We start from the raw sequence: 21936 nt of genomic DNA on the forward strand, positions 1-21936 counted from the left end.
CCTTTAAAGTTGCTCCAGCAGGATATTCAGTGACTGGCACTTTATAATTATAGAATATCACGCCAATCTTGTTTGGTTATAACTAGAGAATAGGAGGATGGATATACAGTGCCTAGGGTCCGATCTTGCTGTCTAGAATTTTAATTAACTTAAAAGAACTATTTATCCGGAATTTATATTATACTATGAATATCACCGGATGATATCTTTGGATTTTTAATGAAGGATGTAGGGCTAGAAAATTTACTTGCATTAGATGGTACGGAATACACAGAGGAAAATGGTTATTGGTACAAGATAGAAGCATTTTTAGTTGAGCCAACTGAAGAGAGGCCTCATGGTATTAGATATAATCTAACTCTTCATGATAATTACAATCAGCGGATTCTAGGGTTTGATAATGCACATGGAATCAAAGTTAAAGAAAGCGGTCGGTATTCGGGGCGTATTATTAAGTATGATCACGTTCATACCTCAATAAATGATAAGGGAACTCCTTATGAGTTTGAAAGTGCTGAACAGCTTTTGCGAGATTTTTTTCAAGAAGTGAATTCAATTATTCAAAAATTGAATAATGGAGATAAAAAATGAAAACATTACAAGTTGGTATTATGTCACGAGATAAATTTCAAAGTCGTACTATTGAAATTGCTTCTGGGCGTTATAAACCTAAAAAAAATGAACCTAAGATTTGGTTTAGTTCAATCAAATCACTTTGTGAAGTATTAAATGAAAACAATATGAGACTATTGAAAATAATCGATGAACAAAAGCCTGAGTCAATTAAAGAGCTTGCTGCCTTAAGTAAACGTGAACCTGGCAATTTGAGTCGTACACTTAGCACAATGGCTCGCTACGGAATTATTGAAATGAAGAAAATTGGGAAAAATTCTAAACCAATTGCTAAGGCTTTAGATTTTAATATTCAATATAGTGCTGCTGGATAATATATATTCTTTAATTTTGAACTATCCGGAAATCCCGGGGAGTTCATTCTGAGAATCTAAGCAGTGGGTTCCAAAATGGAACATACTGATGTTTGGATTTTTGAATTTGGCAGGCAGTTCCTGCCAAGTTCACCTTCTCTAAAATGCTTTCGATTAGAATCAAAGTCACCACTAATTGCATCATCAATCGGAACGTAATGACCATCTCTATCACAAACACCATTGCTCAAACATAGGTGAAACTTGAATAATGAATATAATTTATCTCTAAATTCCATTTTTAAACTCCATTCATTTGTTGTTAATTATAGAACAATTTGCATCTTGTCGTAGTATCCAAAAATCAGCGTCGTAGTGTCGTGCCCGTAGCCTCGGCAATACCAAAACAACAAATTAAATTTCTGAACAGTGTACTTAAAAATAAGTGGAACAAATGGGACAATTAAAACTCATCAGACCAGACTTTTTCGGTGAACACATAGCATCTGGGAATGCCAACCCCTTTAATTCTACGCTTCTGAGAGGCTTTGCCATCATTACCAGGAACTATCCAGCCAGCATTAATAAGCACGTTGTTAACCATTTTAGCAAGCGTAGCTCGTATTAGACGAAGACAACCTACGCTTGCTGTTACCAACTCTGATCCCGCTATTTCCCAAAAGATATACTTGTATTTTCTTTTAATTCGTTAGAATTAATGCTTTCTAAATTGGAACAAATTTCTTTTAGCAGATTTAATAATGAAGATTCATGAAAGCCATTCTTAAGGCATTTACTCTGTAACTTACCTATTGTAGCTTCAAAAAATCCTTTTAATTCCTCTAAATTTCTTGGTGGACTACGTTTTAAACTCTGAAGAATATATTTTGAATCATCTAAAATATCCTTTCTAAAAGCCGAAGAACCATTTGTGTATGATGTTAGAAAATTCAATTTTCCCTTATCATTTGTCTCATATTTATCCTTAAAAGTCCCATAAAACGAATCAATTTGGGCTATTGTACTATGAAGCAGATTTCTGAAGGACGAATTATCAATTTCTGTAGGAGTGTACATGATATGAAGCCTTGTAAAGTTATTTTAGAATAAAATCACATATTATAGAAAGCAATAACGGAAATCACCCATTATATCGCAGCATGTTCAATAAATAAGCGACTCAATGAAGTAATTTCATTACAAATTCGCAAACCTAAACCACGCAGCATAGCTAGCGTAGCGCGTAGCCCGTATTAGACGGCAGCGCAATTCATTTTTAAAAGTATAATATCTGTGTTAATAACTCACATGGGAGGAGGGTGGAACAATGATCTCTGGTAAAAATATCAGTTATCTCTGACCTAAAATGAAAGTAAACAAGTGAAAATTTCCCCCTCTCACTTGCTAAAGAGACTAAAAATCCCTAGTTCTCTGATTAAAAAACCCATACTTTATTAATCACTATTGTGCTATATTTTGATTAATAAAATATGAGGTTATTAATCATGAAATGGAATTGGCAGCTTGAAAATTGGCCAAAATTTACTTGGGACTCAGATAAATTAGTTATGCTTGAGCAATCTTTTACTGAGAATGCAGGTATTATTATTGGTTCTTCGCAACACATTTCTCAGGAAGGTAAGCAAAATTTATTTATTGATTTAATGTGTACGGACGCTTTAGATAGCTCTGAAATAGAGGGAGAGCATTTAAATAAAGATAGCGTGCAATCTTCTATACAAAAAGAGTTAGGCTTGTCTGTAAAAGTTCCAGGAGCTAGCTTGGCAGAGCGTGGGATCGCTAAAATGATGGTTAATTTATATCAAACGATTTCTAGCCCCCTAACACACCAGATTTTATTTGAATGGCATCAATTTTTAATGGGGGCTAGCCAGCATTTGGAACATATTGGTCAATATCGTAAGCATGAAGAAGCAATGCAAATTCTTTCTGGACCTGATTATGATCGAAAAATCCATTTTGAAGCCCCTCCCTCAACACGTGTTCTGGCCGAAATGGATCAATTTATTAATTGGTTTGAAAGGAGCTCTCCAGTCGGAGCAGCACCTTTACCGACATTAACTCGAGCAGGAATAGCCCACTTATGGTTTGAGAGCATCCACCCTTTTGAGGATGGGAATGGAAGAATAGGACGAGCTATAGCAGAAAAAGCTCTATCACAAGGATTTTCAAAACCAGTAATGACAGTATTGGCAAAAATATTATTAAAAAAGAGAAAGGAATATTATCAACAGTTAGGTTTAGCAAGTAAAACCTTAGATCTCACATCTTGGTTAATCTGGTTTGCTAACATCGCTTTAGAAGCGCAACAAAGCACTTATTTGTATATTGATTTTATTATTAAGAAGGCCGTTATTTTAAGGGAAGCGGAAGGGAAAATTAATCCAAGGCAAGAAAAAGTTTTATTAAAATTATTTCACGCCGGACCAGATGGATTTGTTGGTGGTTTAAGTGCTAAAAATTATATGAGCATAACAGGCGCACCGATCGCTACAACAACCAGAGATTTGAATGACTTGGTGAAAAAAAATATTCTCAAACGAACTGGCGAACTTAAAGCGACTCGTTACTTTTTAAATCTCGAAAAGACTTAAATGGAAATTTGTAAGATTTGATAGACAGTGAGTACCAAATTTAAAGTTTTAGGCAGTGAGTTCCAAAATGGAACTTACTGAAGCGTATCATAAAAAAGTTCTTTGATTATCTTAAATGCTCATGTTCTTCGAGTAGATGAGGAGGTGGTGCTTTCCTCGATATAAAAAGCCAAGTGGAGAAAAATCCTAATCCTAATCCGATGATGGTATTAATAAACCGTGAAGCCGTTATTGTAAGGCTTGTGCCCTCGCTGGATCCTGAAAGAAGCATAATACATACGGCAATAGCCAAAGTATTTGCTGCTTTTCCATAGACATCGCTAGTAACCATAATATATCCACAAAAGAAAAAGGTCATTGATAGAGGAATAAGAGTTAGCCATTGGTGAGTACCAATTAAAAACGCGGAAATGGCTCCAATAGCTGCGGCTAGTACATGGGCTAGAAATCTTAACCAAATTTTTTCTTTTACGTTGATTATGTTTTCCTCCATTATAAAGAGACAACAAACAGTAACCCAAAATCCTCCCGGATATTTCAAATACAACCAAGGCAAAAAAGTCAGGCTCGCTGTAAAACCAATTGCTATAGCAGTTTTAATTAGATATTTATTTTCGTACCAGTTAAATAGCAACTCAAAATTGCTGAGAAACTCCATTTTCAAATTCTCTTTAACGGGTTCATTTTTTTGAAAGAAAAATCTAAGAAGGATATTGACTAGTAATATTGCTAATATTCCAACCAAAACATCAATAATTCTATGTAAAATAATGGTGGTGATCGGCTCATATTGCGCAGAACTGGATAGAATGATTATTACAGTTATTCCAATAATAATACCGCAATAACTAAGAAATGATCGCTGCAATGAAAGATAGCTAACAAGAGAAATAATTGTAAAAAAGCATAAAATTAATATTAATGCATTGTGGCCGGCGAGCCAAAAGGATAGATAGGCAAGAATTGCACCAATGAGTGTGCCAGCACTTCTAGCAATAGCTTTTAAATAAGTGTGGGTTAATCCGGGACGGGTCACAGCAGCGACGCTAATAACAGCCCAAAAACTATAAGTCCAAGGAACAAGGAATGAAAAGATACAAGCTATAATTCCCGCAAGAGTCATTTTTGATGCTGTTAATAAAGCGGATAAAGTTTTATTTTCCATAATTTCGATGAATCATCCAATTTTTTAAAAATTTAACCCTCCTGAAATGTATCTTACCATGTTAGTGAAATGAAAATGAATGATTTAAGTGCCCCCTCTACTTCTCCAGTCAGCGAGTGTAATCAAAGATTATTCGCCGAACTTTTTTGGAGCTTCATATGAAAAATTCAATTACCCCCAATTTTGATGCAATACTTCTTGTTGCAATAGTGATGAAATGAAGAATGCTGCCACTGTGATTGATTTTTGATCAAACACTATTTTATTGGAGGGTGCCAACTTGGTTGTTCCCAAGTTGGCTGTATTAAACTGGATACTCAAACGGAAAACTTAGAAGCAAAAATTAGAACGGGGTTCTAACTCTAAATTTGAGTTCACTTTATCCTCATTTTCCTTATAGCGATCATAAGCAAATAATCCAATTCCTGTAAGAATAGTTGCCGCACCTATCCGGCATAGTAAAATCAATAAGGTATGATAAAAAATTTCAAAAGTATACCAATCTAAGTGTACCGCAATTTTTGGCACAATTTTAAAAAGTATCTTGATACTCCTATCACGATAATTAACATGAAGTTTCCCAAAAGTATTTTTAAAAAAAGTCATTGTGATTTCCGGGTAATCAAAATATTGGGAATGAAATCCTGGTTGTGCTCAACCAGGCTACTCTAACTGGTTTAAACAGCACGCAAATCACATTCCATAATCCCTCATAATTTCCTAATAATTAGATAATTAGCAGAAAACTTGAAAACTTTAGTTACATTATAGCTACATCTTTGTTTTCAAATTCAGTTGAGATAATATGCAAGATCTTAATATAAGGAGATTAAAATCAATGTTAAAGATATCTAAGGGAATTGATGTAAGGTTCTTAATTGTATGGGCACAAAATCTAAAAAAATTAGTTCCTAAGTTTGCTTCCAATATTTTTTTTAAAAAACTTTTTCCTTCAAAATCTTATGTCCCATCTACTGGCCCTTGGGTTGGCACCCATTTGAAACATACTCCTGAACTAGATGGCATTAGAGGCTATGCTTGTCTTTCAGTGTTGGTATTACACTGCTTGACCGGTATTATATCTAACTCTAACCCATGGGTAACACTTTTTCGCCAACATACCTTCCAACTTTTATTAAGCGGTGTCGATCTTTTTTTTGTTCTTTCAGGCTTTCTCATAGGCGGTATCCTTCTTGATACTAAAAACAAGCCTCACTTTTTTAAAATTTTTTGGATTAAACGAGTGACTCGTATTTTTCCCGTTGCTTTTGATGCTCGCATCCTATGCAGCAGCAATTTTTATAACGGATCATTTTCATATTACGCGTTTCAATAACTGGCTTTTAGCAAAATATAGGCCTCCATTATGGACTTTTGCCACCTTCACCCAAAGCATCCCCATTGCAATTCATGGGTATGGTGGTCCCAGATGGATGGCTATGTCATGGTCCTTAGCAATAGAAGATCAGTTTTATTTATTGTTTCCTCTTGCCGTTTATTTTATGCCCAAAAAAAGACTAATTACTTTAGTTATAGCAAGTCTCTTTATAGCTCCAGTTTTCCGCGATGTGTTCCTGAAAATTTTTGGAGATTGGTATGCAGCTTATGTGCTCCTTCCATCCCGTATGGATGGAATTATGTACGGTGTGGTATTGGCACTTATCTTAAGAAGTAAGAAAGCTTTTAATTTTGTGTCTCATTACAGGGTAGTACTCGATCTCATTGCTTTATTCTTTTTATACATAATTACCATGAATTTTACACCTTCATGGTGGCCTAGAATGATGGATACTATTTTTCCACTGAAGCAAAGCGTGATATCTATCATGTGGGCGATTGCAATTCTTCGCGTGTATACTTATAAAAATAGTATTTTCAATAAAATTTGGTGCAATCGACTCTTGATAAAAACTGGTATGATTTCTTATGGACTTTATATGTATCATCAAACAATTAATGGCCTTATTCATGGCATTCTTTTTAATCAAGAACCATGTATTGCAACACTAAATAACTTATTAGCAGCACTGTCTGTGATCATAATATCAATAGGATTGGCTACAGTTTCATATTTTTTCTTTGAAAGGCCCATCCAGCGTTATGGACGAGTGGTTGTGGCAAGGTTATCCGAAGAAAAAGTGTTACCTTCCAGTTCCATGGCTACCTAATACAAACAATAGTAAAAGTACATTAAGTATTTTATTGACAATTGCTCGCTAACTAGAAAAATTTAAAATATGCGATCAATTGTCAACACCTCGTCTTTCCATTTCAATTTTTGTTTAGGCTTATAGATTTTTTTTATTAAAGAAAGAAGAAGTCGGATAGTAGACATGTTTGTTTTCTGAAATTTCCCTTAAATATTTTTTACTATTGTATGAGCATCAACAATTTGCCCATTACAATTTTTTGTTAAATGCGCCAAACAATATTTAGGACCATAAAAATATTTTTAAATCATCTTATCCGGATTTAAAAAGTACTCTTTAAGTGGCAAATTAAACATAAAAATGGAGTATTTTCACGCAGAGTGAAAACTTGTCTTGAGTAATAAAAAGGAGTGGCCTTCTTGCTAAGATTTTAAGCATGATACTTTTGAAAAATGGGAAATAGGTACTTTAAATACCTATACCCACTTTGAAATACCTATAGCCCCAATAAGAGATTAATGAGAAGAAGGGGACGGAGCGTCAATTTCCTTTTCGGAGCACGATGATGTGTGAGTCTCTTCATTTTCTTCAGTAAACGACAATTTGATACCTTTGGATGAAAATATACTGGAAAATTGACTTAATAACTGAGCCATTCCTCCCAAACCCTCTAATTGCTCACCAAAAGATTCAATCACCGTATTTAAGGACTCAAGGGTTTCCAAATCACGATTTACCTCGTCAAAATTTTGCATAGCGGCATACTTCTGCTCTAATGGGCGTATTTCTCTTAGTAATTCATCTTGTCTCCTCAGGCGTTCTTTGTATTTCCTGCTTCCATTATTAACCACTGGAGTACTTCTTATTTCTTTCTGAAGATCAAAGAGTTCAGCTTTAGCCTCAATCAATTGTAGTTGGATATTTAGGCTTTCCAAGGCACTGGCTTTAATAAGGTCGTAGTCTAATTCTTTAACATCTACACGGGATAAAAGTTTTTCCAAATTCTCAAAATTTTGGGAAGTGGCAATATTTGCTTGTCTTTGTTGTGCTCGACTAATCTTGGAGTTTAATACCTTGGCTGCGATTTGGAGTTTTTTGTTTATCTCAACTACATTAGGATCTTGTCGCAATTTTCTTACTATATCTCCCAAATATTTTTCTTCTAAATGATTTATCCGCTTCATTAAAAAACGTGAACTCGGATCCTGAGCCTGAACATTCTCCAAAATATCGAGTTGGTATTCAAAGCTGTGTATTTGGGATTCTATACGGTTTTTTTCGATATCAGTGACGGTTTCTCTTTCTAAATAGGCTTTGAGCAAAGGAATTAATTTTTTAAGAAAGTCAGCGGAGTCAATCGTTTTCTCGCGTGTCATAAAAAGCGCTTTGTATAGAGGGTGAGCTTCCTCTGCCAGGATAGAATAAACAAGAGGCAGGCCTTTATTACTGGGCGCAAAAAGAGATGCGCCGTGTTTAATTAGAAGAGAAAGACATTCGCTCATCGGGGTAGAGGGGCTATCCAATTGCAAGCACGCATGCACTGCAGATGGAAATTGAATTTTGCGGGCAGAGACGGTTTGCTGATTGATATCGATATCACCATGCGTCAATAAAAAATCGAGCAATTTTGCATTACGTGTCTGCAGCGCAACACTCATATATTTTTCAGCACGGAGTAGGTAAAAGGCGGAAGTTAGCAAAGCAGCCAATTCAAATTTATTTTTGAAAAGTAACTCAGGTAATAAACTGGCCTCTAATTTTTGTAGTCCGCGACGTATTTTCTCCAGCTGCGGCAAGTATTTCAATTGGATCGTTTGTTCATAGAGCAAATTAATCTCATAGGTTTTCGCCAGTAATTGCTCAATTTTTTTAGCCTGAATTTCAATAGGAGCCGTGCTTAGTTCCTGAAACTCAATACTTAATTTCTGAATTTCTTCTTCTACTTTATGACGCGATCGATTTTGAGATGGGGCAGAGGGGTGGGCTTGCCGAGTTCTCTTTACTTCTTCTTGTTCAATTTTGGTTTGCAACAGAGGACTATCTGGTAAAGAGGCGGGATCTGGAATATCATCCATCTCCTCTGACTCAGGGGCAGCATGTGGAGTAGAAGCCAGGGGGTGGCTATTTTCAAATGGAGTAGTATCCATTTTTCTCAGGGCACGCACCGTTGATTCATGAAATTTGAGAATTCCTGTGTAGCTTGTAGAGCGGATAAGCGGAAGGAGTTCCCTTAATATCTCACAGGCTTCTTCTGTTATTTTTAAAATTTCAGCCGTTGACGCTTCTGTATCAAAGTATGTGCTGAGCTTTTCATCACAATCCTGGTAACGTTTTTCAAGCTCTTTAATTTTTTGGTGATGTTGTTGTCTCACCTTTTTTAATAAAGGTTCTGTATGATTTAGGGCTAAGATGAGTAATTGTTCCCTGATGTTTTTGCTGTCTACTACCTTATAGCCATCTTCAGTCCATTTTTCGAACGCAATGTTTTGGTTTAATTGATCAAAGGCATTAAAGTACACATGGAGCCGATAGGTTTCACCAAGGTATTGAAATTCAGCCGTGTAATGATATTGACTTAACTTGGGGTTATCTCGAAATTCATTTTCATAAATACTGATGTGATGATTGTCCAATAGGAAGTTTTTTTCCCCGTCTTTTATAAGGTAATGACCTTTTGGGAGCTCAAGACGATAATAAGCGTGTTGGCTGCTTTTATTAATGCTTAATACTAATTTATGTCCATGAGGCAATTGAACATTTGCCTCATTATAAAAAAGAAAATTAAAAAGGGTATTTTTTGCCATTTTTTATCCTGAAATAAAGTGCGATCTGTATAAAAATTTTTTAGTAAACAAATGTATGCTTCTGGTTATTGATAATTCGAGTTGGCACTAATATATACGCTTTTATCTGCTAATAATCAATGAGTTCGGTAATGTTATTTACTATTAATCAAAAAAAAAGACACTTTCTTGCAGAGAGATTTTGGATTTATACTCAATGGCATGGTTAAAATAAAAAATATCAAAGAACCCCTATTGGCGGAAAACCAGAAGAGGGAATTCTTAAAATTTAACGGGTAGGTTTATAAAGCTTCCCATTATCCGTTTGCTTTGCAGATAAAGAAACCAGCATTTTCTCGATTGCCTAATATGAATTTATTTAGTGGATTTAGTAGTTAATTTAACTGCCCTAAACTTAAAGAGTGAGATGATTTGAAGTAATATATATATTGGAAGTGTTAGTAAGTCTTATGGACACCTTGATACTCTGTGGTGAGATAATGAAAATGCTTATCTATTATAAGTAAGAGTTGGTGTAATACCTCCATAGAATATTTTAAAAAAATTTTTAGTAATCTGTAGATGACAACATCTAACTTTTTATGCCTTCACACCCCGCCTTGCTGCAACCCATTCTACAAGAGGAGGCATTTATGTCTAGAGCGTTTTTAGTATAAGGAAAAGCTTTGCCTGATGGGAGCCGTATGAGTCGAGAGATTCACGTACGGTTCTGAGAGGGGCGGGCGGGGAAGTTCCGCCGGTCTATTCACCCAAATTCGAACTGGGGTTTTTTCCAACAAATTAGCACTTAATAATAGGTCAGCCCTCAATTATCTCTTAACTGTGTGTCCAGATCATCCATTAGACCGCGTTATATGTGGTTTTTAGTCTCGGTCTCTGATTTAATTTCATCCTCAAAATGTTCCGTATAATAGTAGGTAGGTTGATAAGTTGGACAATAAGCGAAAAAAGCTTGGCTAGGATACCAAAAAGATGGAGTTACTGATGCAGGCATATACGGAGACTCCATAGTAGGTTGAGTCGGTGATTTTTCCTCTTTGGTTCTCAAATGGGTAGAATTTGTCTCAACTGGAGGATTATATAAACCAGATTTAGGTTTATATTCAACAGCCTTGGGATTCATTTTGCCTGTTGTTTTAGGTTGAGAAGCATTCGAGGTTAAATCTTCTTGTGTAACCGAAGTAGTTGTTGTAAAAATCACATTATTATCGGAAGACCGTAAGCTTGAATGGATAGCAGTAATCGCATTAACTGGTGCATTTACTTTTCCAATTTCCCCAGGTCTCTGTTTATTCTGCTGGGTCGGTTCAAAAATAGTTATTTTCTTTGGCTCATTTTTTATTGTTCTTTTCGAAATGACCGAATTTGAGCCATCCATGTACCCTTTTGGATTCCAATAAGGGCTAACCCTGATGATATATTTATCTTGCCACTTATATTGTAAACTCCTTACCGCTTCATAAACAGCGTTTTTAACCGGAGAGAAAAATTGGACGTCATTCATGTCTCTCGGAGTCAATTTACCGAAGGCTACATGAGTCCCACCCCCATGCGAGACCATAATTTTTGTTTCCTCATCTTCCCAATTTTCAACAACATCTCCTATTATCCCTTCGACCGCGTTTTTAGGCGCACCATGTAAGTCTATGGTAGTTCTAGAAGATTTTACATTTTCAGAGTAAACAGAGTCTTTAATGTGCTTACTTATCTTACTATTGAGGCCATATTTTTGAAGATAATATTCCATCAATGTGATATTAGGAAGATACATATTTAATGTCAAACCTAATTCTAACATTACTGTTATACCCTCTTTATTAGGTTCCATAGAGTGCAACATACGAAAGTAGTTATCAATATTGATAATCGCTTTATGGGTTTTAAAGACCTCCAAGGCAATTTCGTGTTTTCCTACTTCACATAATCTTTTAAAAATCCTAAAAAGGACATCCTTTGAAGCGGAAGTGAAATTAGTATAGGCATTATTATAAATTGCAAAAATAAGATCCCAATCTAAATGCTTTTCACCAAGCAAATTAACTATTACTTGATCATGGACTGCAGGATAGTTTAGCGCTGTCGGAAGATAAAGAAAGTTATAATATTTAGTTTTCATGTCCGCAAGAGATAACATTTTGAATTCATCGACATGAATGGTTACGGACTCCTCAAAATTTGAATATATTTTTTTATTGAATAAAGGAGATGGAAATAGATTTATAATGGTTTGTAATTTAGGATTTGGACACTGTTTATGCTGGGGCTTTATATTTGTAGGCATTTTTTTATGCTGAGGTTTCTCTCCTCTTTCGGATTTATTAGCTTGCTGATGACTCTTATTGATCCTTGTATTTTCAGATTCAAAAAATTGTTTCATCTCTTCGCTGTAATTTTTTAATGTTCTAATTTGACGTGTACCATTTTTTAAATTACCTTCTTTGAGAGCGGTAAAGCTAACTTTATGCAACTCATCGTTTGATACAAAGAGTAGGCAAAACAGGTTGTACATCTGCTCGATGCGAGTGTAAATGGCTATATCGTTTGTCTTCTTCGCATCCGTAGCTAAATGTTTAATTAATTCTGTCAGCATCGCTGCATCAGGAGCTAGTTTGTCACTCGCCATTTCTATTAAAACCTTCGTCTTTGAAACCGAATCCACTGCCTCCGTTAAAAACTTGTCTTTATAACGTATAAATAATTTCGACTCATAATCTACTTTCCCTATATCAAACGTATGCCACGCAGAATATAATTGCTTTATTAGGTCATTAAGCATAACTAGCCTCATATTTCTAAAACATAACTACTGTACTATATCTGTAGGCTCTGTTGCAAAAGGATTCAATTCTGGCATTTAAATCAAAAGGGGTCTGACCTCGAATAAAGAACTGGCGAACTTAAAGCGACTCGTTATTTTTTAAATCTTGATAGGGCTTAAATGGAGTTTGTTGAATTGGGTACGTAGTGAGTGCCCAATCTAAGTGCCTCGCAGGGAGTTCCAAAATGGAACTTACTGAGCTTATAATTTGCCAGACATTGTAAAATTATATTTGTTCTTTATTTATAGTTGGTATCGCAATTACTTCAGCAGACTTAATTACTCCCCAACACTTCAAAACATAATCAGTAATAAGCTGCATGGGTTTTCTTAATCGTTTAATATCAACAATAATATACCCAGCAGTCACATCATTACTTATCTTATGGTTCATTAAACGCTTTAAAGCATAAGTTGGGATATCCAGACTTTCTATGAATAGAGAGTCCACTATTATCTTCGTATTGTCGCGCAGCAAAATTGAATAGGGCACGTATTTTATAGCCAAATTGACATAGGCTTTACCACATTCTGGCCTAGCAAGCGTAGCTCGTATTAGACGAAGTCGTAACAGGAAAATAATCTTCAATAAAAGCCGATACCCCCAATAGATTTTTACATACAACCAAAAAATAGTGTGGAGCAATTAAAAGTCATTTGACCGGATTTTCTCATAAAACAGAAACTTAGGAATGCCAACTATTTAATTCTTCTTTTTGGAGAGGCTTTGCCGTCATTTCTAGCAAGCGTAGTCCAAATTAGCGTTGGGTTATGTTGAGGCCCCAAAAACCCGTATTACGCTTTCGCTAATACGGGCTACGGTACTACGGAACTGGATTTATAAATGTGTACAAATCAAACATAAAAGTGGTGTATTTCGGGGCAGCGTAGGAACTTGAGTATGGAAACAACCTATTTGCTAATAGATAGAGTGTTTTTTTGCTAAGAATTTAAATATGATACTTTTGAAAAACGGGAAATGGGGGGGGGTAAAATTCTATACCCCGCAACAATGGTGTGCTAATTTTACTCAGATAAAGAGCTGAGTTAATAACGGCCATAAGCTATTTTTTCTTGAAATAATAAAAGTATTAATATATTTTGGGATTGATGACAATAATAAAAGGATGTCAATGTAATGAAAAGATTAATGCCCGCTTTAGGATTGTTAGTAACCAGTTGCGTTGGTTTTGCAGATAACTTAGCGCAAAATCACTTATCTTATACGGATGTGCAATTATGTACAAACGCCTATAATGAACTCTGGTTTAGTTTTGAGACCATTAAATCAGACATGCGTAATTCCCCACCTGCTGATCAGGTTCCTGTATTCACAGCAGCATTTACCCCAGTGCTGGCCCCAGATTTCCAATTCAGTATTTTCAATCTACCACTTCCTCCTGACTACACTACTATTTCGCCACCAATTCAGGTAACTGGAGTTAGTGATTTGGCAAATGTTGCTGCATATGGTATTGGAAATTACGGTGAACATCATGTAGCTACCCCATTTAGCGTTAAAGAGATATCTTCGTCACTTATAAACCTAACACATGTATACAGAATGACAACAAGAGATGTGGATTATACGCGCGATGCCGCTGTTGAAGGTGGATGTACGGTATACATATCTCAAAAAGAGGCTGTCTGTACCGTTACAAGTACTGCTGCTTTGAACTTTAAACGAGTAGCGGTACTGAACAGTATAGTCGATCATGTGGTTTCTGCCTATACTATCCCAGCTCCTCAATGTGCTTCGTGGATATCTGCTCCTTTCACATCTTATGTGCAGTAAAATTACACTCTAATAGCTAGGTGGGATTGAAGTCCCACCATGTGTCGCAGTATCCATAAAACCAACTTAACTCGTGTCCCATTGGTTTGTGCTATCTGAATCTGTTTTCTTAGAAGGTTTTCGGGTTTAGTTCCACTTAAATCCATACGTACGTCTCCCATTTTTGCTTACCACCTTTCGGCAACAACAGCAATAATGAGGCAACGCCACAATTTACATACTTATTTAGGGATGGCTTCGGGGGATTTGAAGATAGATTAAATCTGAGGCTTAGATAATTATCATTGAGGTGACACAGTTAGATGAACACCCTCATTGGTCCCCAATGATTGGGACAAATTTAGAAAATTGCCGTAATGAGTTCAGTAGTTATATAATTAATTCACTTTCTATAGTACACGTTCTATCCTGATTACCCCATCCTGGGGGTTGACTTAAGCTTCTCTGCATTATCAGAGGTATTTTCTGATGCGGAGGTTATAACCTCTTGCCTCATACCTTTAACTGCTTCTTTCATTTGATGTTGATTCAACGCAGAGTTATTCTTCAGCAAACGATCTTCACACTTTGTAGCCTCTTTGATGCGACCTACTTCACGATGACCAGACGCCATAGACATTAATACCCCAGAGAGTTGATCCGGGTATCTTTTTTCAACCATATCTAAAAACGTATCTTGTTTTTTATTTTCTGGATATTGTTTGACACCAATACCGTACGCCATCGCCTGTAATACCCTGGGTAAATGATCTTTATTATCCTTTTCAATCTGGCGCAAAAACACCTTAGCCTCTTTATCTTGTCCCTGTTGACCCAATCCTTGTGCTATCCCCCACTCTACTGAAAGCACAGACTCAGGAAAGGTCTTTTTTGTATGGTCAAGGAGTTCATAGGCAAGTTTATTATGCCCCCCCATAACGAAGCCCCCTGCAGAACGCTCCAATACTACATCTAGGTTATTTGTATTATCTCTAATATCATTTTCTCTAACCATAGCTATATGATCTAACGTTTTTTGCATATTACCATGGTGAGCAATTCCTTCTCCTGTTCGCCCCAGCACCCTAGGCAACATTTCAGCAGGATAGTCAGTTTTAACTTTTCCAATAAAATCATAAGCCGATTTAATATTGTTAACAGCAAAACCGAATGCCATATGGGAAAGTACCTCAGGTAGTGCTTCTTTATGCTGCTCATAATACTGAGGATCATTAAACCGATTTAATAAATTGTTAGCCGCTTCCTGATCTCCGCTTAAACCAAACCCCTTTGCCATTTCTTTTAACATGTTATGGATTGTAGTTAAATTTTCTTCTTGAGCTGTAATTTTTCTTTTTCTTAGTTCTACTAAACGCTTTGATATTGCATGTTCTGTCCAATAAGCAGTTTCTGTATTTAATGGATTAGGGCTTCCTAGCAGTTGATGGTTTATTGGTTCAATATCCATTTCAGTTCGAATTTGCATCTCGAGCACCCCAAAAAATATTAGTTAGTTAGTTGATTCTTACCAACTGATACTTCTAACTCTTGTGAAAGAGATTGGCTTTCACCTTGCTTTTTCACAGATTGAAGAGCTTGTCTCATGTCTACCGTATTGCTCTTCGGATGTTTAAGAAGATATTTTTCTTCAGCCATGTCTAATAGCTTAAAGGCATCAGTGGCATGACCGCCTTGAGCAAAACCACCAGCCATCTGCGAATATAGCTTAGGTAATTGATCAGGATGGTCTTTTTCTACCATAGTTAAAAATTTATCTGCTTGCTCTTTATGTCCTCCTAGAGCGAAGCCAAATCCTATAGAATTCAATAGGCCAGGCACTTCGTAAGGATTTTCCTTTTTAACATTGTCTAATAAATTATAAGCCGCCTTAAAATGGCCACCAACAGCAAAACCGCCTCCTAAATTGTATAAAACTTTAGGAACCTCGTCAGGATGATCTTTTTTTGCTCTCTCTATCAGAGTATTAGCAGAATCTTCGTCACCTTTAATACCAAAACCTTTTGCCATTTCTTGCAACATCGCTGGAATAGGATTAGATCTGGCAGCACTTCGTTTTGCCTCAAGTTTATCTATTGACATTTCTTAACCTTAAATAATTATAAATAATATAAAAAGTATATCAAAACCATTAATAGAATATTTTTTAATCATTTTAGTTTACATTAATTTTACAAAATGAGGTATCAACCCTGATGGAACGTCACTTTCCGTTAATGAGGAAGATGAGAATCAACTTGAATACACAGCAATTTCTATACTTGCGAAATAGGCTTAAGGGAGTAGAAACGTAGCCCGGATTAGCGACAGTAATTCGGGCTACTACACCACTAATTGCTTTTAAAGATCAGTTATATTGAGATTTCCTATCCACTTTTGGTTCACCCTAGTTCCTGGGGAATGTATTAAAACCGATTAAAATTTGGTTATTTGATTATATTACAATCAAATTATGAATCTTCTTCTATTTTGATTTGAAGGCTTCGTCGTAGGATATTGCATATTACTGTTTGCATTTTAACCAATCTATATGGGATCAGTATGGATAATACAGATATATCAGATGATGTGAGGCGTTTCATATTGAATAGTGTTCCCTCCATTCCATATCTTGAAGTGATACTATTAATGCGTAATGAACCTCACCGTGAGTGGAGTTTACATGATGTAGCTCAACGTATTTTTATCAGTGATTCCTCCGCTGAAGAGATTCTAAGGCAATTATTGAATGCTGGTGTAATAATGGTTTCCACCCAATGGCCACCTTTATACCAATTTTATCCCAGAGACGACTTCTTAAAAAACATCCTTGATCAGTTAGCAGCTACTTATTCAACACATTTGATAGAAGTAACAAATTTAATCCATTCTAATATTGATCAAAAAGCACATCGATTTGCTAATGCATTCACTTGGAAAAAGGATACCTGACTATGGCAGCCATCATCTACATTCTATGTACTATCACAGCTGTGATTTGTGCTTGGTTACTTTTAAGTAATTATGCCAAACAAAAATCTATCATCCTACTTTGGGGTGGTTTGTGCTTTTTGGGCTTAACAATTAACAATCTGCTCCTTGTATTGGATGCTTTTGTTTTTATGGAGACAGATTTATCAACTATAAGATTGTTAACTGGTTTAATTTCGTTGCTACTCTTTCTATTTGGGCTAATATGGGAGGAGAAGTCATGATGATAAATGCAATGCTTGTTGGAGCATTTGTAATGGCTTCTATAATTGTCAGCCTATTCTTTCTTCGTTTCTGGAAAAGTACCAGTGATCGTTTTTTTCTCTATTTCGCAACCTCCTTTTTGTTAGAAGCTTTAAGTAGAGTCATCATTGGAACAACTAATATACAAAATGAGAATCCGCTCATTTATTTAATCAGGTTGGTTGCTTATATTTTGATTATTATTGCCATTTACGAGAAAAATAAAAAAACGTAGATAAAGCGAACAGTATAAATTAACTTATGAAGATTGTAATGTAATGAACCTTCCGATCACTGAGTTGGCTTATTGTTATAGAGCATATACAACATAAGGCAATAAGATATGATTATAAAAGATAAAGAGCATATATATTTGGATGGAAGATAAATAGTGCTAACGACAATAAACTGTCTATTACAACTATAGACTTTATTAAACTAATAAGATTTCGCAAGTTTTGAAATGTAATAAATAAGGATATTAAATTGCACATAATTTCAAAAGGTCAATACTGGTACAGGTCAATATTAATATTGATTCTTATTTTGCAAAAGACATTTGCTAGTGACATTGATAATGTTGATTTACAAGTCGCCCAATATATTGATAAAAGCTGGAATTTATTAACACGCGACAATTGGGTTCAATCCAGTGTGGATCCAAAATTATCAATTGATGAATTGATAGTGTATTTACCCAAAGATGAAAATATTAAGGCAGTAAGGCAAAAAAATATAAAAAACTTTGAAATCAAGTTTAAGTATTTACCTAAAAATTATACTCAAATAAAAAAACATGGGCTACTTTTTTTGCCATATCCATATGTAGTCCCTGGAGGTCGGTTTAATGAAATGTATGCTTGGGACAGCTTTTTTATTGAATTGGGCCTTCTCAAGAATAATCGATTTGCGCTTGCAAAGGGTATGGTGGATAATTTAATTTATGAAGTAATAAATTATGGAACTATTCTAAATGCTAATCGCACCTATTATTTAGGAAGAACACAGCCACCTGTGCTCACTGAAATGATATTGGCTTATTATCAAAAAGATTCTGATAAGCTTTGGTTAAAATCTACTTTACCCGCAATTCAAAAATTATATCATTTTTGGACATCTCCCCCTCATGTAATACCAAACATTGGCTTATCTCGATATTACTCGGATGGAGAAGGGCCCACACCTGAAGAGTCGCCATTATATTATGAAAAAGTATTAAATTATTTTAAAACCCATTCCGTAATTGAATATGATAAAACACTGTTTTATGACTATCAGCACAATAAATTAACACCTTATTTTTATATTGCTGATCGCACAATACGCGAATCTGGTCTTGATATTACTGCAAAGTATGGGCCTTTTGGTATTGGAATATTAGATTATGCTCCTGTAGATTTAAATGTTCTATTATATAAAATGGAGCGAGATACACAGAAAATCTATGAGATTTTAGGTGATTCTGAAGAGGCGATGCAATGGCAAGAGCGTGCCAAAATTCGAGTGAGTAATATAAATCGCTATTTATGGGATGAGGCTTCGGGTTATTATCTGGATTACGACTTTAAAAAGAAACAACGAAAATTTTATCCGTTTGCCACAACCTTTTATCCTTTATGGGCAGGAATCGCCTCAAAAGAACAGGCTGCAGCAGTAGTGGGACATTTACCCGATTTATTAAAGAAAGGGGGAATTGTAACAAGCGTTAACGACTCTGGATTACAATGGGATGCTCCATTTGGATGGGCTCCAATGCAATATTTTGCTGTGCTTGGTCTTGAAAAATATGGCTATAAAAAGTTTGCAATAGAAGTAGCGAGCAAATTCATTAATACCGTAAATAGAGGGTTTCAAAAGAACCACGCGATTTTTGAAAAATATGATGTTAATACATTAAGTACGCGTACAGATAACAAAATTAAATACAGCTACGCTACGAATGAAATTGGATTTGGTTGGACGAATGGAGTTTATTTGATTTTTTCAGAACTCCTTGAACAATCAAAATCTGTGAAGGATTAACTTATTGACATCCACTACAGTGGTTCAGTGAGCGAGAAACGCCCCTATTTATACCGTCTAATGCATTAAAAAAGAGGCTTTCTCATAAATAACAAGGGAATTTTAAAAAACGTCTGAGTATTTTTTATCTATATTTAGACACCATAGAATATTCAGCGTCTCATAGGCTCCAAGACATCCAGTCTTCAAAATTCTTGATTTGTCATATTTGTCTGCTTAGATGAAATTTTATTGCAACAATTTAGGCTGACAAAGTCTTCGGAGTCATTGGTAATTCCTAAGCTGGATTCAGGCTCTAATTCAAATGAGAAACCATCCTTAAAATTATCGGCGGTCAATAAAATCATAACAGTGCCTTCAGGCATAGTTAATTTATTGATAATGCTCTTATTTTTTATTGCAATAAAACTTAATAAGTTCTCAGTATTTTGTTCTTTGGACTCCAGATTACATTTCAATTTTCTTGTAAAATTTCCTTGTATAAGAAATTGTTCGCCAGGAGCGAGATCGAATAAACAATTTGATGTACCCGATATACTATTTGAGTAAATCGACCATAATAAGAAATTAACTTCCAAAAACTTATTGATTATTTTTCTAATGTTCATATTCTACCTCTAAAAATCTCATAAAAATCTACTTATAACTTATGCTGCTGTAGCCAATATTCAAGCAAACCAACTTGCCACAGCTTAGAAATACCCGAAGGAGTAAAATTCTTCGCTGATTTTGTAAATAAGCTTTGAACTCCCCCTAAATTAAAAATGCCTCTTTTTGTTATATTTTCGGAAGAAAGTACTTCACGCATTAGCTCCAAAGTACTTCCCTCTAAATATTTCAACGCAGGAACTGGAAAATAGCCTTTTGGTCGATCTACAATTTGTTTAGGGAGCATTTTCCTTCCAAGCTGTTTTAAAATATATTTACCTCCTTGGGGCAATTTGTATTGAAGGGGCATAGACGTTGCAAGTTTGAGCATCTCTTCATCCAAAAAAGGTACTCTTGCTTCGAGACTTGCTGCCATGGTCATATTATCAACTCGGCTTAAAGGTCCGTTTGATAATGCGAAGGTACTTTCATATTTAAGTAAATTGTCAATCGGGTTTTTAGAATTATTTTCTTCACACAGCTTAATTAAAAAATCGGAAGCATGAAATGTCGTTTGAAAGTCTGGCATTACAAGTTGTTGATATTCTTTAAAAGAGCGATCTGCTACCTTATTAAAAATTATTTGCGCTGATTGTGAGGGTAAATCAGGATTTACTTGTATATGTTGAAACCAATGATATCCAGCAAAAATTTCATCTGCACCTTGACCTGAAAGAACTACTTTAACATGTTTGGATACCTCATGAGACAGAAGATAAAAGCCAATATTGTCATGACTCAACATAGGTTCTGACATTGCAAAAATACAATCCCCTAATGAATCGGCTAACTGCTTATTTGAAATATAAATTTGCTGATGTTGAGTATTAAATTTTGAAGCAATGAGATTCGAATATAAGAATTCGTCACCTTGCTCCCCATTTACACCATCGAACCCAATAGAGAATGTTTGAATTTCTTGTTGTCGTAGTTTGGAAGCGATCGCTACAAGTAATGAAGAGTCTAATCCTCCAGAAAGTAAGATACCTACAGGAACATCTGCTGCTAATTGGCGATGAGTGGCTGATTTTAATACTTCGTAAGTTTCTTTTACCCAATAATTTTCATCCCGAGAATGTTCTGCTTTTGAATTATCAAATTTTAAATCCCAGTAACTCTCTTCTTCAATTTTCCCATCGGGGTAAACGGTCATAAGGGAACCTGGAGAAAGTTTCTTTACACCAGATAGGATAGTAAGGGGTTCAGGAACTGCATGGAAGGTTAGATAATAATGAAGTGCAATTTTATCAATCGAGGTATCGACATTACCAAATTCAATTAAAGCAGGTAATGTGGATGCAAATTTGAATCCATAATTTGCATCAGAAGTATAATAAAGTGGTTTAATGCCTAAACGATCACGGGCAAGTATCAATTTACCTGTATTTTGCTCCCAGATCGCAAAAGCAAACATACCATAAATACGGTATACACAATCTTTCCCCCAAGCATGGTAGGCCTTAAGAAGCACCTCCGTATCACTATTGGAAATAAAAGAATATCCTTTAGATTTTAGGATTTCACGTAACTCAGTAAAATTATAAATTGCTCCATTAAAAACCAATGCTAAACCTAAATCTGGATCAACCATAGGTTGCATTCCTAGATTTGATAAATCAAAAATTTTAAGTCTTCTGTGCCCCAGCGCTAAACTTTTCGTCAGGTATATATTGCCATCATCAGGTCCTCGGTTAAACTGTTTAAGTAAAGCCTTTTCTAGGTTAAAAAGAGGTATAGTTCTTTTATTGAATTGAAATTCACCGGCGATACCACACATAGTTAC

General features: G+C 35.4%; 21 protein-coding genes and 1 pseudogene. 10 read left to right on the forward strand and 12 right to left on the reverse strand.

The annotated features are described in order from the left end of the window. Positions 1-219: 219 nt before the first annotated feature. Positions 220-591, forward strand: coding sequence for a DUF6516 family protein (locus HBNCFIEN_RS05360; RefSeq protein ID WP_182393043.1), 372 nt, complete (start codon positions 220-222; stop codon positions 589-591). Then, on the forward strand, positions 588-947 hold the full coding sequence (locus tag HBNCFIEN_RS05365; protein ID WP_011215191.1) for a MarR family transcriptional regulator: 360 nt from the start codon (positions 588-590) through the stop codon (positions 945-947). The genes HBNCFIEN_RS05360 and HBNCFIEN_RS05365 overlap by 4 nt, the downstream gene beginning before the upstream one ends. Positions 948-1003: 56 nt before the next feature. Here HBNCFIEN_RS05365 and HBNCFIEN_RS05370 read toward each other — a convergent pair whose 3' ends face one another. The 3 genes from HBNCFIEN_RS05370 to HBNCFIEN_RS05380 form a co-directional block, all read right to left on the reverse strand. After that, positions 1004-1225 carry a hypothetical protein gene (locus HBNCFIEN_RS05370; RefSeq protein WP_182393044.1) on the reverse strand — a complete coding sequence of 74 codons (222 nt, stop codon included), beginning with the start codon at positions 1223-1225 and terminating at the stop codon, positions 1004-1006. 164 nt (positions 1226-1389) lie between these two features. Next, entirely contained in the window at positions 1390-1584 is a 195-nt protein-coding gene (locus HBNCFIEN_RS05375) for a hypothetical protein (protein ID WP_182393733.1), read from the reverse strand. 11 nt (positions 1585-1595) lie between these two features. Further along, entirely contained in the window at positions 1596-2003 is a 408-nt protein-coding gene (locus HBNCFIEN_RS05380) for a hypothetical protein (RefSeq protein WP_182393045.1), read from the reverse strand. A gap of 428 nt (positions 2004-2431) precedes the next feature. On the opposite strand from HBNCFIEN_RS05380, the gene HBNCFIEN_RS05385 reads away from it, so the two are divergent. Next, positions 2432-3541 (forward strand): Fic family protein, encoded by a 1110-nt coding sequence (locus tag HBNCFIEN_RS05385; RefSeq protein ID WP_182393046.1) that lies wholly within the window; start codon positions 2432-2434, stop codon positions 3539-3541. Between the two features lie 106 nt (positions 3542-3647). On the opposite strand, the gene HBNCFIEN_RS05390 is transcribed toward HBNCFIEN_RS05385, so the two are convergent. Then, on the reverse strand, positions 3648-4706 hold the full coding sequence (locus tag HBNCFIEN_RS05390) for an FUSC family protein (RefSeq protein ID WP_182393047.1): 1059 nt from the start codon (positions 4704-4706) through the stop codon (positions 3648-3650). Between the two features lie 330 nt (positions 4707-5036). Further along, entirely contained in the window at positions 5037-5312 is a 276-nt protein-coding gene (locus tag HBNCFIEN_RS05395; RefSeq protein WP_182393048.1) for a hypothetical protein, read from the reverse strand. Between the two features lie 232 nt (positions 5313-5544). On the opposite strand from HBNCFIEN_RS05395, the gene HBNCFIEN_RS05400 reads away from it, so the two are divergent. Then, complete coding sequence (locus HBNCFIEN_RS05400) at positions 5545-6042, forward strand: acyltransferase (protein WP_182393049.1); 498 nt, start codon at positions 5545-5547, stop codon at positions 6040-6042. Beyond that, on the forward strand, positions 5978-6874 hold the full coding sequence (locus HBNCFIEN_RS05405) for an acyltransferase (protein WP_182393050.1): 897 nt from the start codon (positions 5978-5980) through the stop codon (positions 6872-6874). Before HBNCFIEN_RS05400 ends, HBNCFIEN_RS05405 begins: the two co-directional genes overlap by 65 nt. A gap of 497 nt (positions 6875-7371) precedes the next feature. On the opposite strand, the gene HBNCFIEN_RS05410 is transcribed toward HBNCFIEN_RS05405, so the two are convergent. The 3 genes and pseudogenes from HBNCFIEN_RS05410 to HBNCFIEN_RS05420 all read right to left on the reverse strand — a co-directional run. Then, the gene (locus tag HBNCFIEN_RS05410; protein ID WP_182393051.1) at positions 7372-9660 is read right to left on the reverse strand and encodes a hypothetical protein; all 2289 of its coding nucleotides are present in this window, start codon (positions 9658-9660) and stop codon (positions 7372-7374) included. Positions 9661-10510: 850 nt separating this feature from the next. Continuing rightward, positions 10511-12436, reverse strand: coding sequence for a hypothetical protein (locus HBNCFIEN_RS05415; protein ID WP_182393052.1), 1926 nt, complete (start codon positions 12434-12436; stop codon positions 10511-10513). Between the two features lie 268 nt (positions 12437-12704). Continuing rightward, a pseudogene (locus HBNCFIEN_RS05420) lies at positions 12705-12911 on the reverse strand (integrase); the annotation flags it as partial. Positions 12912-13616: 705 nt separating this feature from the next. Here HBNCFIEN_RS05420 and HBNCFIEN_RS05425 point away from each other — a divergent pair. Beyond that, complete coding sequence (locus tag HBNCFIEN_RS05425) at positions 13617-14273, forward strand: hypothetical protein (protein ID WP_255464358.1); 657 nt, start codon at positions 13617-13619, stop codon at positions 14271-14273. Between the two features lie 412 nt (positions 14274-14685). On the opposite strand, the gene HBNCFIEN_RS05430 is transcribed toward HBNCFIEN_RS05425, so the two are convergent. Next, positions 14686-15738, reverse strand: coding sequence for a hypothetical protein (locus HBNCFIEN_RS05430; RefSeq protein ID WP_182393053.1), 1053 nt, complete (start codon positions 15736-15738; stop codon positions 14686-14688). Between the two features lie 20 nt (positions 15739-15758). After that, the gene (locus HBNCFIEN_RS05435) at positions 15759-16352 is read right to left on the reverse strand and encodes a hypothetical protein (RefSeq protein WP_182393054.1); all 594 of its coding nucleotides are present in this window, start codon (positions 16350-16352) and stop codon (positions 15759-15761) included. A gap of 459 nt (positions 16353-16811) precedes the next feature. Between HBNCFIEN_RS05435 and HBNCFIEN_RS05440 the strand changes: the two genes are divergently transcribed. The 4 genes from HBNCFIEN_RS05440 to HBNCFIEN_RS05450 all read left to right on the forward strand — a co-directional run bounded on the left by HBNCFIEN_RS05440 (position 16812) and on the right by HBNCFIEN_RS05450 (position 19505). After that, positions 16812-17201 carry a hypothetical protein gene (locus HBNCFIEN_RS05440; protein WP_182393055.1) on the forward strand — a complete coding sequence of 130 codons (390 nt, stop codon included), beginning with the start codon at positions 16812-16814 and terminating at the stop codon, positions 17199-17201. A gap of 2 nt (positions 17202-17203) precedes the next feature. Beyond that, positions 17204-17464: a DUF5985 family protein gene (locus tag HBNCFIEN_RS17845; RefSeq protein ID WP_220471007.1), complete on the forward strand. Its 261-nt coding sequence runs from the start codon at positions 17204-17206 to the stop codon at positions 17462-17464. Further along, positions 17461-17718 carry a DUF5985 family protein gene (locus HBNCFIEN_RS05445; protein WP_220471008.1) on the forward strand — a complete coding sequence of 86 codons (258 nt, stop codon included), beginning with the start codon at positions 17461-17463 and terminating at the stop codon, positions 17716-17718. The genes HBNCFIEN_RS17845 and HBNCFIEN_RS05445 overlap by 4 nt, the downstream gene beginning before the upstream one ends. 299 nt (positions 17719-18017) lie before the next feature. Then, positions 18018-19505, forward strand: a complete 1488-nt coding sequence (locus HBNCFIEN_RS05450) for a trehalase family glycosidase (protein ID WP_370530119.1) — start codon at positions 18018-18020, stop codon at positions 19503-19505. 185 nt (positions 19506-19690) lie between these two features. Here HBNCFIEN_RS05450 and HBNCFIEN_RS05455 read toward each other — a convergent pair whose 3' ends face one another. Both HBNCFIEN_RS05455 and HBNCFIEN_RS05460 read right to left on the reverse strand, forming a co-directional pair. Continuing rightward, a complete protein-coding gene (locus HBNCFIEN_RS05455) occupies positions 19691-20113 on the reverse strand; it encodes a hypothetical protein (protein WP_182393056.1) in 423 nt (140 codons plus the stop codon). A 32-nt stretch (positions 20114-20145) separates the two neighbouring features. After that, positions 20146-21930: an N-acetylglutaminylglutamine amidotransferase gene (locus tag HBNCFIEN_RS05460; RefSeq protein WP_182393057.1), complete on the reverse strand. Its 1785-nt coding sequence runs from the start codon at positions 21928-21930 to the stop codon at positions 20146-20148. Between the last annotated feature and the right edge of the window lie 6 nt (positions 21931-21936).

The organism is Legionella sp. PC997 (assembly GCF_014109825.1).
Lineage (GTDB): Bacteria > Pseudomonadota > Gammaproteobacteria > Legionellales > Legionellaceae > Legionella.

Excerpts from the sequence above, each read along its gene's own strand:
- HBNCFIEN_RS05385 (WP_182393046.1), top strand. The coding sequence starts at position 2,432 with ATGAAATGGAATTGGCAGCTTGAAAATTGGCCAAAATTTACTTGGGAC.
- HBNCFIEN_RS05405 (WP_182393050.1), top strand. The coding sequence starts at position 5,978 with ATGCTCGCATCCTATGCAGCAGCAATTTTTATAACGGATCATTTTCAT.
- HBNCFIEN_RS05380 (WP_182393045.1), bottom strand. The coding sequence starts at position 2,003 with ATGTACACTCCTACAGAAATTGATAATTCGTCCTTCAGAAATCTGCTT.
- HBNCFIEN_RS05440 (WP_182393055.1), top strand. The coding sequence starts at position 16,812 with ATGGATAATACAGATATATCAGATGATGTGAGGCGTTTCATATTGAAT.
- HBNCFIEN_RS05360 (WP_182393043.1), top strand. The coding sequence starts at position 220 with ATGAAGGATGTAGGGCTAGAAAATTTACTTGCATTAGATGGTACGGAA.
- HBNCFIEN_RS05455 (WP_182393056.1), bottom strand. The coding sequence starts at position 20,113 with ATGAACATTAGAAAAATAATCAATAAGTTTTTGGAAGTTAATTTCTTA.
- HBNCFIEN_RS17845 (WP_220471007.1), top strand. The coding sequence starts at position 17,204 with ATGGCAGCCATCATCTACATTCTATGTACTATCACAGCTGTGATTTGT.
- HBNCFIEN_RS05390 (WP_182393047.1), bottom strand. The coding sequence starts at position 4,706 with ATGGAAAATAAAACTTTATCCGCTTTATTAACAGCATCAAAAATGACT.
- HBNCFIEN_RS05435 (WP_182393054.1), bottom strand. The coding sequence starts at position 16,352 with ATGTCAATAGATAAACTTGAGGCAAAACGAAGTGCTGCCAGATCTAAT.
- HBNCFIEN_RS05415 (WP_182393052.1), bottom strand. The coding sequence starts at position 12,436 with ATGCTTAATGACCTAATAAAGCAATTATATTCTGCGTGGCATACGTTT.
- HBNCFIEN_RS05445 (WP_220471008.1), top strand. The coding sequence starts at position 17,461 with ATGATGATAAATGCAATGCTTGTTGGAGCATTTGTAATGGCTTCTATA.
- HBNCFIEN_RS05430 (WP_182393053.1), bottom strand. The coding sequence starts at position 15,738 with ATGCAAATTCGAACTGAAATGGATATTGAACCAATAAACCATCAACTG.
- HBNCFIEN_RS05395 (WP_182393048.1), bottom strand. The coding sequence starts at position 5,312 with ATGACTTTTTTTAAAAATACTTTTGGGAAACTTCATGTTAATTATCGT.
- HBNCFIEN_RS05460 (WP_182393057.1), bottom strand. The coding sequence starts at position 21,930 with ATGTGTGGTATCGCCGGTGAATTTCAATTCAATAAAAGAACTATACCT.
- HBNCFIEN_RS05400 (WP_182393049.1), top strand. The coding sequence starts at position 5,545 with ATGTTAAAGATATCTAAGGGAATTGATGTAAGGTTCTTAATTGTATGG.
- HBNCFIEN_RS05370 (WP_182393044.1), bottom strand. The coding sequence starts at position 1,225 with ATGGAATTTAGAGATAAATTATATTCATTATTCAAGTTTCACCTATGT.
- HBNCFIEN_RS05425 (WP_255464358.1), top strand. The coding sequence starts at position 13,617 with ATGAAAAGATTAATGCCCGCTTTAGGATTGTTAGTAACCAGTTGCGTT.
- HBNCFIEN_RS05365 (WP_011215191.1), top strand. The coding sequence starts at position 588 with ATGAAAACATTACAAGTTGGTATTATGTCACGAGATAAATTTCAAAGT.
- HBNCFIEN_RS05410 (WP_182393051.1), bottom strand. The coding sequence starts at position 9,660 with ATGGCAAAAAATACCCTTTTTAATTTTCTTTTTTATAATGAGGCAAAT.